The sequence below is a fragment of the bacterium genome (assembly GCA_013360215.1).
Classification (GTDB): Bacteria; CLD3; CLD3; order SB21; family SB21; genus JABWCP01.
On sequence record JABWCP010000004.1, the window covers coordinates 105,992 to 123,065 of the forward strand.

At 35.2% G+C, this 17,074-nt stretch carries 9 protein-coding genes; 8 read left to right on the top strand and 1 reads right to left on the bottom strand.

Annotated features, from left to right (window positions below; all coding sequences use genetic code 11):
* Nucleotides 1-107 precede the first annotated feature (107 nt).
* Nucleotides 108-1,286 carry a thiolase family protein gene (locus HUU58_03890; protein ID NUN44800.1) on the top strand — a complete coding sequence of 393 codons (1,179 nt, stop codon included), beginning with the start codon at nt 108-110 and terminating at the stop codon, nt 1,284-1,286.
* 69 nt (nt 1,287-1,355) lie between these two features.
* On the opposite strand, the gene dnaA is transcribed toward HUU58_03890, so the two are convergent.
* Nucleotides 1,356-2,744, bottom strand: coding sequence for a chromosomal replication initiator protein DnaA (gene dnaA, locus HUU58_03895; protein NUN44801.1), 1,389 nt, complete (start codon nt 2,742-2,744; stop codon nt 1,356-1,358).
* 628 nt (nt 2,745-3,372) lie between these two features.
* Here dnaA and rpmH point away from each other — a divergent pair.
* From rpmH to sprA, 7 genes are all read left to right on the top strand, one after another.
* Complete coding sequence (rpmH, locus tag HUU58_03900; GenBank protein ID NUN44802.1) at nt 3,373-3,516, top strand: 50S ribosomal protein L34; 144 nt, start codon at nt 3,373-3,375, stop codon at nt 3,514-3,516.
* A gap of 69 nt (nt 3,517-3,585) precedes the next feature.
* Nucleotides 3,586-3,846 carry a membrane protein insertion efficiency factor YidD gene (yidD, locus tag HUU58_03905; GenBank protein ID NUN44803.1) on the top strand — a complete coding sequence of 87 codons (261 nt, stop codon included), beginning with the start codon at nt 3,586-3,588 and terminating at the stop codon, nt 3,844-3,846.
* A gap of 21 nt (nt 3,847-3,867) precedes the next feature.
* Complete coding sequence (gene yidC, locus HUU58_03910) at nt 3,868-5,592, top strand: membrane protein insertase YidC (GenBank protein ID NUN44804.1); 1,725 nt, start codon at nt 3,868-3,870, stop codon at nt 5,590-5,592.
* Between the two features lie 73 nt (nt 5,593-5,665).
* Nucleotides 5,666-7,042 carry a tRNA uridine-5-carboxymethylaminomethyl(34) synthesis GTPase MnmE gene (mnmE, locus tag HUU58_03915; GenBank protein NUN44805.1) on the top strand — a complete coding sequence of 459 codons (1,377 nt, stop codon included), beginning with the start codon at nt 5,666-5,668 and terminating at the stop codon, nt 7,040-7,042.
* Between the two features lie 153 nt (nt 7,043-7,195).
* Nucleotides 7,196-9,112 carry a tRNA uridine-5-carboxymethylaminomethyl(34) synthesis enzyme MnmG gene (gene mnmG / locus HUU58_03920; GenBank protein NUN44806.1) on the top strand — a complete coding sequence of 639 codons (1,917 nt, stop codon included), beginning with the start codon at nt 7,196-7,198 and terminating at the stop codon, nt 9,110-9,112.
* 3 nt (nt 9,113-9,115) lie between these two features.
* Nucleotides 9,116-9,799 carry a 16S rRNA (guanine(527)-N(7))-methyltransferase RsmG gene (gene rsmG / locus HUU58_03925; protein NUN44807.1) on the top strand — a complete coding sequence of 228 codons (684 nt, stop codon included), beginning with the start codon at nt 9,116-9,118 and terminating at the stop codon, nt 9,797-9,799.
* Between the two features lie 116 nt (nt 9,800-9,915).
* Entirely contained in the window at nt 9,916-17,034 is a 7,119-nt protein-coding gene (gene sprA, locus HUU58_03930; protein ID NUN44808.1) for a cell surface protein SprA, read from the top strand.
* The last annotated feature ends 40 nt before the right edge of the window (nt 17,035-17,074 follow it).

The window sequence follows — 17,074 nt, forward strand, 5'->3', positions numbered from 1 at the left end:
GATCGGTTAGTGTTTTAGGCAGACGTATTTAGGCAAGAATTGTGTTGAGTATCGTTTGGAACATTTTAAATTTGAAAAAAAGAATATACAAAACAAAGGACAATTTTGTGAAAGAAGTTTTTATTCTTAGTGCTGTCCGAACTCCTATTGGAAAATACGGCGGTGTGTTTTCTTCTATCAAAGCAAAAGAACTTGGAATAATCGCCGCAGCAGAATCAATAAAGAAAGCAGGATTAACTCAAGACTCTGTAGATGAAGCTATATTTGGATGCGCGCGACAAGCCGGTATCGGACCCAACATCTCAAGACAAATTGCTGTCGGTGTTGGTATTCCATCACAAAAGACTGCATATACGATTAATAAAGCTTGTGGCTCAGGGCTCAAATCCGTTATCAACGCCTATACCTCCATAGTTCTCGGTGACAACGATGTCGTACTTGCCGGAGGTGTAGAGAGCATGAGTAATATTCCATATTTACTTACCCAAGCACGTTGGGGATATCGTATGGGTAATAGTGAAATTTTGGATGCTAATCATACGGATGGATATTTTTGTCCGATGGCTGACAAACTCATGGGCGCTACAGTCGAAGACCTGGCTCTAAAATATAATATTACTCGCGATGAACAGGATGTTTTTGCATTACAATCCCAATTGAAAGCAGAGAGTGCTATCAAAACCGGTAAATTTAATAATGAAATCATTCCTGTAAAAGTGGCTACCAAAAAAGGTGATCAGATCATAACGACAGATGAGCATCCACGGATTGGCGCCACTATTGAAGATTTCAAAAAATTAAAACCGGTTTTTAAAAAAGATGGTACGATCACCGCCGGCTCTTCATCCGGAGTTACGGATGGCGCATCAGCCTTGATAATAGCTGGAAAAGAATTTGTACAAAATAATAATCTGAAACCCCTTGCTCGTATTATCGGTTATGCATCAGCAGGCGTTAATCCTTCTGAAATGGGTATTGCGCCGGTACCCGCTGTACAAAAACTTCTAAAAAAAACAAACTTACGGCTTCAAGATATAGACCTAATTGAACTCAACGAAGCTTTTGCTGCTCAAGCGATTGCTTGTGATCGTGAATTACATTTTGAAAAAGATAAAGTGAATGTACATGGAGGGGCCATTGCTTTGGGGCACCCGACGGGTTGTACGGGAGCTCGTATTACAACAACACTAGTTCATTCGCTTCATGATCGTAAAGCAAAATTGGGAATTGCGACCTTATGTATTAGCGGAGGCTTAGGGTTAGCGTTATTGATTGAAAAGGTATAAAAAATAGGGGCTTGAGTGAAGGATCCCAAGCCCCTGATCGTCTATGTGAAGGTGAAAGGAGGAGTTTTATTAAAACGCCGCCAGTTCAATTTTTCTTTTTATGATCTCAACGTCTTCTTTTATTTTTGTGTTTGATTTCATCCATTCTTCTACCATTTTGCAAGCGTATATCACGGTGCTGTGATCCCTCCCTCCAAAATGGATTCCTATAGTTTTTAAAGAACTTCCCAAGATTTCTTTTACCAAATACATACATATTTGGCGAACTTCAGCTATTTCCTTTTTTCTTCCCTTCGTAAGCATTTGATCTACGGGAATCGAATAATAATCCGATACGATCTTCTGAATGGTTTCGATGGATAAATTTTTTCTTTTGCTGGCTATAGTATCTTTAAGCACAGCCTTAGCAACATCAAGATTAAGCTCCGTATTGGTTATCGAGGCATAAGCAAGTAATCTGATCAAAGAACCTTCGAGCTCGCGGATATTTGATGTAATATTCATTGCGACAAACTCGCATACATCCGGAGGTAAATATACGCCGTCTTCTTCGCTGCGTTTTTGGAGAATAGCAATACGAGTTTCAAGATCCGGCGGCTGAATATCCGTTACCAGTCCCATTTGAAATCGAGAAATCAAACGTTCTTCAACTTGTTTCAATTCTTTGGGCGGACGATCCGATGTTAGAATAATTTGTTTACCAAGTTGGTGAAGCGTATTAAATGTATGAAAAAATTCTTCCTGGATTTTTCCTTTATCGGCGAAGAATTGTATATCATCCACCATGAGCAGATCAAAGCTACGGTATAAACGACTAAACTCTAAAACATCATTTTTTCGAATCGCTGCAACAAAATCATTCGTAAAAGTCTCACTCGTCACATAACATATTTTTTTTTCAGGAAAGTTTCTTTTTACCTGATTACCTATGGCTTGTATAAGATGCGTTTTTCCCAGACCGGCACCACCATAAATAACGAGTGGATTAAATGACGTTTTACCTGGTTTTTCAGAAACAGCTAAAGCGGCTGCTTTTGCAAATTTGTTTCCATTTCCTTCGATATAGTTATCAAAAGTATATCGTATGTTTATGAAGCTGTCATAAACGACTTGAGTTGTTTCTTTTGGTTTATTTACAGAAGCTTGAAGAACGAGTGGTGTGGATGGTGTAGAAACTGTTTGGATCGGCTCTGTAATTTCTTTTACGATGTATGTTACGCCGATTGAACGACCACAAACTTCGCGTAATGTATTCAAAATCAAATCGTTATAACGGCTTTCTAACCATTCGACAAAAAATTGATTAGGTATAAATGCAACAAACTTCTCATTTTCTATAATATGAGGTTCTATTGGATTAATCCACGTTCTAAAGGAAGGACCGGGTATTTGTGATTTGATTAAATCACAACAGCGATTCCATACTGATTTGGCATCAAGTCCGACGATCGCTGACATATTACCCGATTCTGTTGTAGTAGGCTCAACCATGACTTAAAAACAAGTTATTAACAATATAAACACAAAACAAAAAAAACAACACAGGTTAACAAAACAAATTAAGATCAAAGAAAAAAACAATCAAGTTAATTATTTACAGTAGTTTGAATAAAAAAAGTAAGAAAAACGAGGGGGTAATTAGTAAATAACCTAAAACAACAACAACATATAAACAAATTATCAACACAAAACAAATACGATGAAACACGACTACAATTTATCAAAGACAAGGTCTTTGTCAAGTGCTTTGTCAAAGCATAGTATATGTGAATAGTTATCTTTTTGTTATTTTGGTGTTTATTTCTAAAACTTTTTTTAACTTTTTTTTCTTGACAGATATGCCATCAACAACAGAATTTTATAAAACTAATAGATTCAAATATTAGCGTGGATTAAACATGAAAACAGTTTATTTGTTAAAAACGCTACTTTTAAGCTTGACTTTCCACACCTTATGTTATATATTCCCCACCCATTTGTATGTATACGTGTATTAGATTGCTACTTAAATGTGATATACTTATACATTGCGGTTATTGGAAATGCGAAAATATTGTTTAACAAATAAATAATTTGCGAGGATCACGTGAAACGTACCTATCAACCCAGCAAGCGTAAACGTAAAAATAAACACGGATTTCGCTCGCGTATGAAAACAAAAGGCGGAAAAAATGTTTTGGCATCTCGCCGAGCCAAAGGTCGTAAAAAACTTTCAGTAAGCGACGAATAATTTTTTTTGAAATTAAGATTTTATAAGGCTTCTTTCAAAACACGAGAGAAGCCTTATTTATTCTATGGTATGACAATGCTCCGACGTTCTGTACTTTATTTTTTTGTCAGCCTCATCCGTATTTATCAACATACGCTTTCTGTTTATTTTCCGTCCTCTTGTCGTTTTTATCCTTCATGTTCTCAATATAGCATCGAATCACTAAAATCTCACGGTTTGTTCAAAGGGCTTTGGTTGACGATCCGACGCATATCTAAATGCCACCCATTTCATGAAGGTGGATATGATCCCGTGCCACAAAATCAAAACACTAATAATAATTGCTGCTGATATTTTCTGGAGACAAACTCAATGGATAGACGTACGATTTTCGGGCTTTTTATGATTGCTCTTATCATAATATTGTATCCTTTTTACATGCAGGTTGTCGCACCACCTGTAGATCCCTCTGTTAAAACCACATCAGCTGTTGATAGTTCCTCAACTCCAACTCATCATGATACTGTTCTACAATCTAAGACTAACATTTCAAGAGAAAGCGTTCAACCTAAAACGGTTAGCTTGACAAATGATACAATAAAACAATCTGAAAAAATTATTCGAATTAATTCAGAAATATATTCAGCTGAAATATCAAATTTCGGTGGCGGATCCATTAAAAGCTGGAAAATACTTCCTTACAAAACTCATGATGGACAACCTGTAGATTTTATTGAGTCCTCAAAAAACTTAAATCTGAATTTTGTTTTTCAGGGAAAAAATTTTAATACGTGGAATATACCATACTCCATAACTAATACGGATTCAGTTATTGACTTAAAAACCACACAAAAAAAATCTTTAACGTTTGTTTATCATTTTGACTCCGAAAGACAGATCATTCAAAATCTAACTTTTTATAATAATAGATATGATGTTGATATAGAAGTTCAGTTTAAAAATTTTGGCGATGATATAACTAATGGTGAATACCAGATACAATGGTTGTCAGCGCTCAAGAGCACAGAACTTGATCTCAACGGTGATCTGAGTCATACCATATCTTATGCTTATATGGGTGATGAAAAAGAAGAGTTTGATATTGGAACCGACCCCTCAAAAGAAACTTCCTGGTCCGGAGTTACGAAATGGGTTGCTTCTCGAACAAAATACTTTGCAGTATATATTATTCCACAAGAAAAAGATGGGATTGGCTGCAAGCTAACTAGCACAACAATTCACGAAAACGGTTTGCTTACAAAAAAATCAAATTTCATGAATATTCAAATGAAGTTTGAACCCAACGTTGTTGATCGTTATAAATTTTATATTGGTCCGATGGATTATCATATTTTAAAAGAATATGATGATAATGTAGTTGTCACGATGGAATGGGGTTGGGCCGTATTTAGACCACTTACGAAAGCTATTTTTTATACATTCAACTTTCTTTATGATATAATCCCAAATTATGGATGGGTTATCATAGTTTTTACTCTTTTAGTCAGAATAGTTCTTTATCCTTTGACTTATAAGACTTTCGTAGGCATGCAAAAAATGAAAGTTGTTATGCCACGACAAAAAGAGATTCAAAAGAAATACAAAGACAATCCTTCCAAAATGCAACAAGAGATGATGAAGCTTTATAAAGAAGCCGGCTACAATCCTCTTTCAGGTTGCCTACCCATGTTAATACAAATGCCTTTATTGTTTCCTATTTATCAAGTTTTTAACCAAAGCATAGAGTTGCGTTTGGCTCCTTTTTTTGGATGGATAACCGATTTATCAAGGCCGGATACGATAGCTATTTTACATACAGGCCTGCCTTTTATAGGCGATTTTCATGTAAATCCTCTTCCTATCATCATGACTTTACTTACATTTTTACAACAAAAAATAGCTCCGATGACACCGATGGGAGACGACTCCGATCCGGCTCAACGTTTTAATCAAAAATTCCTTCTATACGGTATGCCGATTATGTTCTTTTTCTTGTTTAACGGATTTGCTTCCGGGTTAGTTTTATACTGGACAGTATTCAACGTATTGACGATGGCACAACAAGTTATGATGCAAAAATTTGTTGAAGTAAAATAAAAGAATCTAATTTTAAAGTCACTCGGATAACTATAGGTTTGAAGAGTGACTTTTTATTTTATTATTTCCAAAAATGAATTTTGACGAAACGATTGCCGCTATAAGTACCCCTATTGGAACAGGAGGGGTTTGTATGATACGCGTTTGCGGTAAAGAAGCCCTTAATTTAGCCGATCAAATTTTTTTAGGTCATTCAAAACCAAGCCAGCATATTAGCCACACTCTTCATAACGGTTATATTATTGAACCCTTAACAAAAGAAAAAATTGATCATGTCTTGATCGGGATTATGCGCGGTAAACAAACGTATACAGGTCTTGATACGATAGAAATATACGGTCACGGTGGAATATTAAACGCTAAAAGGATTTTAGATGTCTGTATCAAGTATGGTGCCCGTCATGCTGAACCTGGAGAGTTTACTAAAATTGCCTTTCTTAATGGAAAAATGGATTTATCCCAAGTCGAGGCTGTGGCCGATCTTATTCACGCCAAAACAGAAAGCGCTAGACGTTCATCCATGGCACAATTCATGGGAAACCTATCTCATGAGATCGATGAATTAAAAAGCCAACTTATTAAGCTTTGTTCACTTCTCGAGTTAGATCTTGATTTCGGAGAAGAAAACCTGATCAGTATTACCAAAGAATCCATTGATGCTCAAATAACCAATGTACAACTACAAATAGAAAAACTCTTATCCACCTACAATACAGGTCACCTTATAAGGGAAGGTGCAAAAATATCAATCATAGGAAAGCCGAATGTTGGGAAGTCAAGCCTTTTGAACGCAATGCTAAAGCGAAATAGGGCTATAGTAAGCGACATACCGGGAACTACGAGAGATTTTATTGAAGAAAGCTTAGATATACAGGGAATGCCTTTTATATTTGTTGATACGGCTGGTATACGTCAATCAAAAGACGTAATAGAAAATCAAGGTATCCAATCATCAATGGAGATAGCGAAAAACAGCGACTTGATATTAGCCATTTTCGATGGATCGGAAGATTTAAACGAAGAAGATATTAATATTTTAAAAATGGTTGAAGATCTAATATCGAAACAAAAGCACGTAAAAGCCTTATTTATAGCCAATAAATGCGACAAAGAAAACTATAACCCACAAAGAACTAAAAACGATTTTATAGAGATTTCGGCAAAAAATGATATAGGGATTGATAAACTAAAAAGAAGTATTGGTGATTTATTTCTTAACAATTTCTCTATTGAATCACCAATGATAACTAGGTTGCGCCACAAAAACTCTTTAGAAAACAGCTTAGTATCATTAAATAACGCAAAAATTAGCCTTCATAATAAGATGTCTTATGAGTTCATTTCTCTAGATATTAAAAACGCTATTCGACACCTTGGAGAGATAATTGGTGAAGTTACTGGGGACGATGTTTTAAACAACATTTTTTCAAATTTTTGCATTGGAAAGTGAAATAATTCGTGCTCCTAAAAAACAGAACATTGATTTAAATAAAACATATTTATAATAAACCGGAGCATGTTTCACGTGAAACAAAAAGTAAAAAAACCGACGTTTCATAAGTTTTAACCATAAAACTGTTTCACGTGAAACAATAAAAAGCAAATGGATGTTTTTGATGTGGTAATAGTAGGTGGAGGGCATGCGGGTTATGAAGCGGCTTTTGCGGCATCTAGACTTGGATGTATTACACTCCTTCTTAGCATGGAAAAAATAAAAATAGGAACTTTATCTTGTAACCCGGCAATTGGTGGCACGGCAAAAGGTCATTTAGTAAAAGAAATTGATTCACTTGGCGGTGAAATGGGGTTTATAACTGATCAGGTAGGAATTCAGTTCAGAATGCTTAATAAATCTCGCGGCCCCGCCGTGTGGTCACCTAGAGCTCAAGTTGATCGAGCCGCTTATCCATTAAAAACCCAAGAGCTTCTAGGTTTGAGAAAAAATGTATCCATTCGCGATGCAAATATTGTCGGTGTTGTAGTTGAGTCCAATCAAATAAAAGGTGTAGTTACTGATACTAATGAGCTTATTAAAGGTAAAACTGTAATACTTACTTGTGGTACCTTCTTAAATGGCATAATTCACATAGGACTAAAAAATGTTAGCGCAGGAAGAATAGGAGAAAAACCATCACTTGGTATAACTGAGTCTTTAATTAGTTTGGGATTTGAAAGTTCTCGTTTAAAAACAGGAACTCCTCCAAGAATTCACAAAGATAGTATTAACTTTTCAGTTTGCGAACCACAATATGGTGATAATCCACCAGAACCGTTTTCATATCGAACCGATAGCATAACCAATACTCAGATTCCTTGCCATCTTACTTATACCAACGAAAAAACTCATGATATTTTGAAATCAGGTTTTGATCAATCGCCAATGTTCACAGGTAGAATAAAAGGATTGGGACCAAGGTATTGCCCATCTATAGAAGATAAAATCAATCGCTTTTCAGATAAAGAAAGGCATCAAATATTTTTAGAACCGGAAGGTTATGATTCCATAGAATACTATGTAAATGGATTTTCTACAAGTCTTCCTGAAGAAATTCAAATCAGCGCAATAAGATCTGTTACTGGCTTAGAAAACGCACATGTTTTAAGACCTGGTTACGCGGTTGAATATGATTTTTTTCCTCCGTATCAAATTAATTTAAATATGGAGACAAAATATGTAGAAGGCCTCTTTTTTGCGGGTCAGATCAATGGTACATCTGGATATGAGGAAGCAGCTGCTCAAGGAATGATGGCCGGAATAAATGCAGCTTTAAAAGTAAAACAAAAAGATCCTTTTATTTTACGTCGAAACGAAGCATATATCGGCGTACTTATTGATGATCTTGTTAACAAAAGCACACTTGAACCGTACCGTATTTTTACTTCGCTAGCAGAGTATCGTTTACTCTTAAGGCAGGATAATGCTGATATGCGCCTTATGGAAAAAGGAAACGCATTTGGCCTTATCGATGAACACCAAATGGAAAAGTTTATCAGAAAAAAAGATGCAATAAATCAAATAGAAACTTGGATAGAAAAAACAAATTTGCAACCAAAAAAAATCAACCCTTTTTTAATAAAAAAGGGGTCCGCAATCTTAGAAGAACCGGAACCTTTAGTTAAAATATTAAAAAGACCGGAAGTAACTTTAACTGATTTATTAGATTGTGAAGAAGGAATTTTCGAACCAAATATTGTGAATTTATTAAAATATCGAGACACATTAAGGGAAGTTGATACATCAATAAAGTATGATGGTTATTTAAAAAGACAACAGGAGCAGGTTGATAGATTTTTGCGAATGGAGAACAAAAAAATACCATCCAATTTTGATTACGATAAAATAACATCACTTTCGAAAGAAGCACGTGAAAAATTAAAAAAAGTTAAACCTGGCAACGTAGGGCAAGCGAGCCGGATTTCCGGTGTTTCTCCAAGTGATATATCGCTATTATTAGTTTTTTTAGAAAGAGGCTCATTAGGAAAGAATATCCAAGATTCATTTAATGGTACACTAAATTAATATATGCAAAACAAACAAATAAATTGGGATGTTTTTTTTCAAATATTTGAAAATAATATACTTAGCTTAAACAGCGTTCAGAAAAATCAATTTTTTTCTTTTTATGATTTTCTTCTGGATTGGAATAAAAAAATTAATCTCATCGGCCGTCAAGAAGAGGGTATCATTTCTCGTCATTTTCTTAATTCTGCATTAATTGCTTTTTTTGTTAAATTTAAAAAAGAACAGAAAGTAATAGATATCGGCAGTGGCGGAGGTTTTCCTGCAATTATTTTAAATATTATTTTTTCTGAAACACAATTCACTCTGGTCGAATCAATTAAAAAAAAATGTGATTTTCTTCAAGAAGCCGCAAAGTTTGTCGGACTTAAAAATTTATTGGTAATAAATGAACGGGCTGAAAAAATTGCGAAAACAAAATCTTTTTCATCTCAGTATGAATTCGTAACCGCACGTGCAGTTTCAGCTTTAGATGAACTTATTCCTTTGACGAGTCCGTTTTTAAAAAACGAGGGTAGGATGCTTTTTTTAAAGGGAAGGCAGGTAGATATAGAAGTCGAATCGGTTAAAAAATCAAATTGGCCTGATAAATACTCAATGACGATTCATCGCTTTCAAAACATCCCTTTTATTCCTAGTGATCAAGAAAGCGCTTTAGTTGACATAAAATTTTTTCTTGATAGGTAGTTCATTTTTTTTTAAGTTATTAAATTATAATCCAACCGAGGGAGATCATCCGAGAGGCCTTTTTTACTACGAATTGATTTCAACTTAAGACGAACTTTCCGAATAAGGCTTTGATTGTGCGATTGTTGATTCATCAATATGATCTGCAGGTGGGTGGATTGTTTCTCCATATTAATTTAAAAAAACTTCTCGTAGTTTCATTTCTATTTTACTTATTCAATCCGATTAAATCTTTTTCTCAGGATTTGGATAGTATTTCCCCTTCACTCCAATCGGCGGATTCAATTCTGTTTTTCATCCAAGAAAAAGAAGTTGATAAAAAAATCAATAGAACTCTTACTTCTTACGATGGCAAACAAGACTCTGTTTGGAATGATCCCAATGTTATAAAAGCTTTTGAAGACGAATTAATGGGTTTGATGTCAGAAATTGATGCCAATCTTTCAATAACCGGTCAACTTGATCTGGTGATAAATCAAGCAATCGAAAATGAGGCAAAAAAAAATAAAGACTCTAGGTCAACGCGATCGTTATTTTCTTTATACCCCTTTCAATATTATAACACGATTTCTGTAGACCCCAATCAAAATTACTTTTTAATACGTGGTGGTTCCTTAGATTTTTCACAAACACAAAAACTATTACCGGGTTATAAAGTAACGGCAAAATTGGATTCATCGGGCAATTATGTTTTTGCTGATGAATTTGGCCAAACAACAAAGAAACAACGGCTCAAAGAAACAACCGTAATAAAACAGGAATCTTATATATCAAATTCGTTTGTTTATCAGATTAGAAGTGTTTTTACTAAAACTGTGGTTACTGGTATTGCTTCAAAAGAAGAACGTCAATCCGGGGCCGTAAGACTCTTTAGTGCCAGCGTTACAACCAACGAAACCTTTCAAAAAATATTTGGTGGTGATGAAGTCACTGTAGACGCGACAGGCAATATTAATCTGAATGTTTCCGGAGCCAGCGAAAAATCTTCTAACCAAAGTACATCTACCGGAAAAAGTTCTCAATTCATACCAAAATTTGAACAACAACAAAAATTCAACTTACGCGGTACAATAGGAAAAAAAGTTGAGATTTTATTTGATCAAGATAGTGAGCGTGAGTTTAGTTTTGAGAATAATATAAAAATCACTTATACGGGTTTTGATGATGAAATTTTACAAAAATTAGAAGCTGGCAATATTGATCTAAGCTTACCAGGAACACAATACGTAACACAGGGTGGCCAGAACAAGGGACTCTTTGGTGTAAAATCAATCTTTAAGTTTGGCGATCTTACACTTACATCTATCGCAAGTATACAAAACGGAGAAAAGAAAGTAATTGAAATCAATCCGGGTTCAGGCAATAATTCGGCATCAATAAAGAAAATAGCCGCTAAAGATTACGAAAGAGGAAAGTTTTTCTTTTTAGACAGACGATATTTTAATCGTTATGAAATATATGATCCTCAAAACGGCCGTAAGCACACTTATGATCCTGCGAACGAAATTGTAAATATAAGACTTTTCCGCAAAAGCGAGGGCAATGATAGAAACCCTGAAAAAAGGATAGGGGTTGTAACTTATAACAATTCCACTTTGACAAATCCAAATCTGCACAACATGACGGTTTCTCAAATAACTGCTTTGGATTCTGCAAATGCGGCCACTATGATTTTTTTAGAAGTTCCTAAAGAACAGTTTTCTTGTAATTTCCAGCTAGGAATAATAACTCTCAGTACCAAACTCATTGACGGTGAGGCATTAGCAGTTTATTATGAAACACCACAACAGGTATTCGGAGATGTTTCTTCTGACACTTTGAAATTAAAACTATTATGGAAACCTACCCCTCTTCCTACAGATTCAACTTGGGATTTAGAATTAAAAAATATTTACGCTTTTGACGGCATAACCGGTCTGAGTGCCGAAGAAGGAGAAAGTGTAAAAATAAAATTTAAACCCTCATCAAATAATGACATAACAAGTTTTCCAAATATTAGCGGTAAAGATCGGGGATTACTTGATATACTTCACGTAGATGAAACCAACCAAAGTGGTAAATCAAATGATCCAGATCAAATAATTGATATAGCTTCTTCGGATTTGGCTGGATATGGTTTAGACTACAACAATGGTTGGATTATTTTCCCACGTTTAAGACCTTTTGATCCTCCCTCAACACCGCTTCCCGGTTTTCGAGACGAGGTTTTTCCGGCTTCAAATAACGATCCCAATCTCGGTGAAGTACGAATACCTATTATATACAATGAAGCAAGGTCGTCTGATAAATTTAAACAATTTAACGATCGTTATTCGATAGAAATAGAAAGTAAAAAAAGCAACTCTGCAAAAACCAATTTAGGTATTAATGTTTTAGAAGGTAGTGAAGTTGTACGGCTAGATGGTGATGTTTTGGAAAAAAATATTGGATACACTATTGACTATACTTCCGGTGATTTGATTCTAATTGATCCACGCGCCACTCTTCCGACTGCTAACATTAAGATCGAATACGAACAAGCACAACTATTTCAAGTTGATAAAAAATCTATTTTTGGTACACGTGCAGAATATAATTTGTCTAATTACGGATTAGGCTCCAATTCATTTATTGGAACAACGGCGCTTTTTCATAGTCAATCTACAGTAAACAAACGTGTTCAAATCAATGAAGAGCCGTTTAATAATTTTGTATGGGATATAAATACAAATATCGAATTAGAAGCTAATTATCTAACAAAATTCATTAACTATATTCCTTTTGTTTCCTCCAATCAGAATTCTAAAATCAATTTTGCGGCTGAATACGCAAAACTACTTCCTACTCCAAATACGAGTAATGGGTTGATGGAAAATGATGAAAATGGAGTTGCGTATATAGATGATTTTGAAGCAATAAAAAGAACCTATCCTATGGGTTCAAATAGAAAATCCTGGACTCTTGCCAGCAAACCTATTGAGAAAAACGCTTCCAAGCGTCGAAAATTAATCTGGTATCAAAATGAAATTTCAAGAAGCAAAATATCTAATATTAAAACCAACAATACAGATAGAGCGACCGTATTAACTCTAACCTTACAAAATAAAATAAGTGATGAGGCCCCAACGGACGGCGTATGGGGTGGAGTAATGCGTGGTTTTTCTTTGTCTTCGGCGGGAGAACTTGGATTGAGTCGTTTTATCGAATTTTGGATAAAAAATAATACTCCAGAGGGTAAACACGCTAAAATAAATATCGAGATTGGTGAAATTTCTGAGGATCAAAACGGAAACGGGGGAGCTCCTAATCGAGAAGTCAAATCAGCTTTGCAGCCTGTAATTGAAAAAAATCAAGATATAGGGCTTGATGATCTAAGTGATGCCGGCGAAGACAGTCTTTTATCAAAACTAGGTATTACCAAGTCTCACTATGGAAACCTGAGTTTGTCGCAAAAAGCAATTATTGACAGTTTACAAATAATTTTCCCTTGGGGAACAATCGCTTTGGATCCTGATGATCCATTTGGTGATAATTGGAATAATGAACAAGCACGTTTTGGAAACAAAGATATCCAAAACGCCGAAGCCAATCGGGACATAAGAAATATCAAAGTAAATGGCTACGAAAATAATACTTTTCCTATTACAGATGGTGGTTTAAGAATAGGTGATACTGAAGATATCAATAACAACGGTGTTATTGACATACAAAACGTTTATGCTCGGTACAGTGTAACAACAGATACACATAGTTTGGATAAAGATATAATAGTTGGGCGCGGAGAAGATGGTTGGATGCTCTATCGGTTACCGATTTTACGACCGGACACAATTATCAATTCAAATTCAATCGACCTTGTGCTTCCAAAAATAACTTCAGCAAGAATTTGGATTTCTTCTGAAGATCCGGAATCTGAAATAATAAGCGTACAATTATCAGAAATACAATTTATCAATAGCGAATGGAAATTACCCATAGAGGTGCCCAACGGAGTATTACTCAATCCCAATGGAAAAATTCCGTCAAATAGCGAAAACAGTAAAATAGTAGAAATTTCCTCTATTAGTACTGATGAAGGTGGTGGTTATACAAGACCTAGCGGGGTAAAAAGAGAAAAACCAATTGATCAAAATGGGAATAATGCTCAAAGAGAGGTAAAAGAACAATCACTGCTTCTTCGTCTTAACGAATTACCCGTTAACTCAAAAGCTATAATTAGCAAATCCAACTCTCAAAGAGATTTTCGAAACTATGGACGAATTAAAATGTTTGTTCACGGGGATAGGGGCGGTTCAATACCTTTACCGATTTCAAGTGAAAGTAGTGATAGTCCGCTAAAATATTTTATCCGCTTTGCAGATCGATACAATAGTTATTATGAAATTGAGCAGCCTATATTTGCCGGATGGTCAGAAGATAAAAACTCACTCGATATTGATATAAGAGAAAACCTTACTTCCTTAAAATTTCAAAGAACTGGTAATGACACTCTCTCAGAGTATAACATCGGAAACAACAAAATTATTCGAATCAAAGGTAACCCTTCATTAGACAATGTTCAGTTTATTTATATTGGCGTACATAACACTTCTTTGCTAAATGCCTATACCGGTGAAATATGGTTTAATGAACTTCGTGTAACAGATGCCGATGATAAATCCGGAGAAGCCGTCATGGCACGCTTATCATTAAATGTGGGAGATATGCTGACTCTCAGTGGAAGTACGGAGTATCGTTCTGCTGATTTTCGAACCGTGGAACAACGTTTTAACCCATCTGGCGGAAACCAAAAATCTTGGAGTATCAGTGGGAACCTAAATCTTCATAAATTTCATATTGAAAGGTGGGGTATTTCTCTCCCTTTGAGCTTTAATGCAAATCACAGCACATCTGATCCTAAGTTTCTACCTAATAACGATATTTTGGTTACCGATGCTAAAGAAGCCAACAATGAAAAAATCAGAACATTACGATTGCGAAACGAAGAAATCAGAGATAGTCTTAAAGCTTGGAGATTGTCGGCCTCGTTGGATTCTAGCTTATTTCGTGACAGTTTATTAAACGACAGTCTTTTACAAATAGCTTTAAATTTTAAAAACATGATAAAGTCGGAATCATTTTCACGAGGTTTTTCTTTAAATTTTTCTAAAGCTAAAAACGAAAATGACTTTTGGCTCTTGCGATGGACAATCAACAACGTAACCTCTAACTTCAACTGGAGTGAAACCGAAACGAATACTCCGACGTCACCACAGAGCATTTCTAGAAACTGGTCGAGTAATACTGCATACAATATTTCTTTCGCAAGAAAATCATATAAACCTCTCAGTTGGCTCCCCTTAACCAAAACACCGTTTATTGGTGTTGTTTTTAAAAATATAAGCGAGACGGATTTAAATTATAAATTCATTACTTCAGCAAACACCGATTTCCAGATTAGCTCAACTTATCGTTCAGAAACAATAAGAGACGCATACAATAACCCAATAAAAAAACCTGTTAATACCACATTAACCGGATCGCGAGGATATGGACTGAGTGTAAGCCCTTGGCAATCATTGACATCCTCAATGAATGTTAAATATAATATGGATTTACAGGGTCTTTCCTATGGTCAAATACTTAAAGGAGTCGGGCGCGGGCTGAACCCTTTTGACGGTTTTAGTGATTTTCGCTTTGATTCGCCGTTGGATACGATTCGTGGTATAAATGATTCTCTTATTTTTAATAGAGATTTTTCCTCAACCAATACATTTGTGATATCTTATAGTCCTCAAAGTTTTACATGGCTCACTCATACTATCAATTATAACGCCGCTACCGGCAGCAGTCGTAATAGAGCAGCTAACTCACAACTCAACAAAAGCGCAACGATACAAAGATCTGTCCAGATTTCTTCCAGCTTCAGTTTGAAATCTTTTATCGGAAGCGTTAAAGAGCCGTTCAAAAATATCGATACAAGACAACCATTATCCGCTGCAGAGGATTCGCGAAAAAATAGACGTGATCGTTTCAAAAATCCAGGAAGTGATAATTCGGCTAAATCATCTGACAAGGACTCCGGTAATGTAATCACTAAAGGTTCTTCATTTTTTAAAACCGCATCTCTTCGTGCCGGATCAACGTTTGAGAAAATACTTTTGATGATAAATGACACCCGTTTTAATATAGATTTTAAAAATTCTGTTAACCTTGGTGCTTTAGAAAATCAATTAGACCCTGCGGCAAAATGGTTCGGATATATGAGTACCGATAATAGCGGTATGTTAGATCATATTTTTACATGGGATTTAGAACCTATTAACCAATATAGAACACCTGTGGATTCTGTTCTTAAACAACAAGTAAAGAGTTTAACTACAAACTCGAAATCTATTAACTATGGTTTCATGTATGGTTTTAATTTTGGGCCATTTACACTCGACATTAAGTATGATCGTTCGGAAACTCGAAGCATTTCTACAATTAACACGCAAGAAATTAGTATCAGACGTTCTTCATTGTTCCCATATCTTAAATTTGTTCCTTTTCCTTTTTATGAAATGACATTACGCGCATCCAATGTTGGTCGGTGGCCTATATTTAATTTATTGGCCGGAGCAACACGTAATATAAACTTTAGCATAGGCTATTTATCAAACGAAAATATAACTCTTAATGAAATCAGGTCGCGTGTGGATGGAATTATCTTTTATAATAACGACGGTTCCGTTGACTCCAATAGGACTATACAAAATATCGGCGGGCGCCGAATGCAAACGTCATTTATGGAAAAATCAATAACATTTCCGCAGATAACTTTTGATATTTCATGGAAAGGTAATGTGACTCAAACCATTTCTTTTTCAAAATCAAACACAGAAAAAATAAATCGGGGCAACACAAAAACAAACGATAATACAATGAATATCTTATCTAATATTTCTTATTCAAAACGCGGTGGTTTTCGTATTCCTATTTGGTTTTTAAAGAAAAAACAACTTGATAATGAAGTGCGAATGTCTTCACAATTTACATTTAGAAAAACCCAAAGCTTTTCTCAATCAAACACACGCACGAATGATGGTTTTAGACAGCCAAAGCAAAAAACATCTGAGACGACATATTGGTCGGTAGAACCAAGGATAGACTATTCATTTACCCGTTGGGTAACAGGTGGAACTTTTTATAGATATGAATATAACAAAAGCCTAACATTAGGAAAAACAACACGCATTTTGTTTGGATTAAATGTTAATATCACGATCGGAGCTTAAAAATTAATGTAAAAACAATGTTGATATAAGTAATATGTTA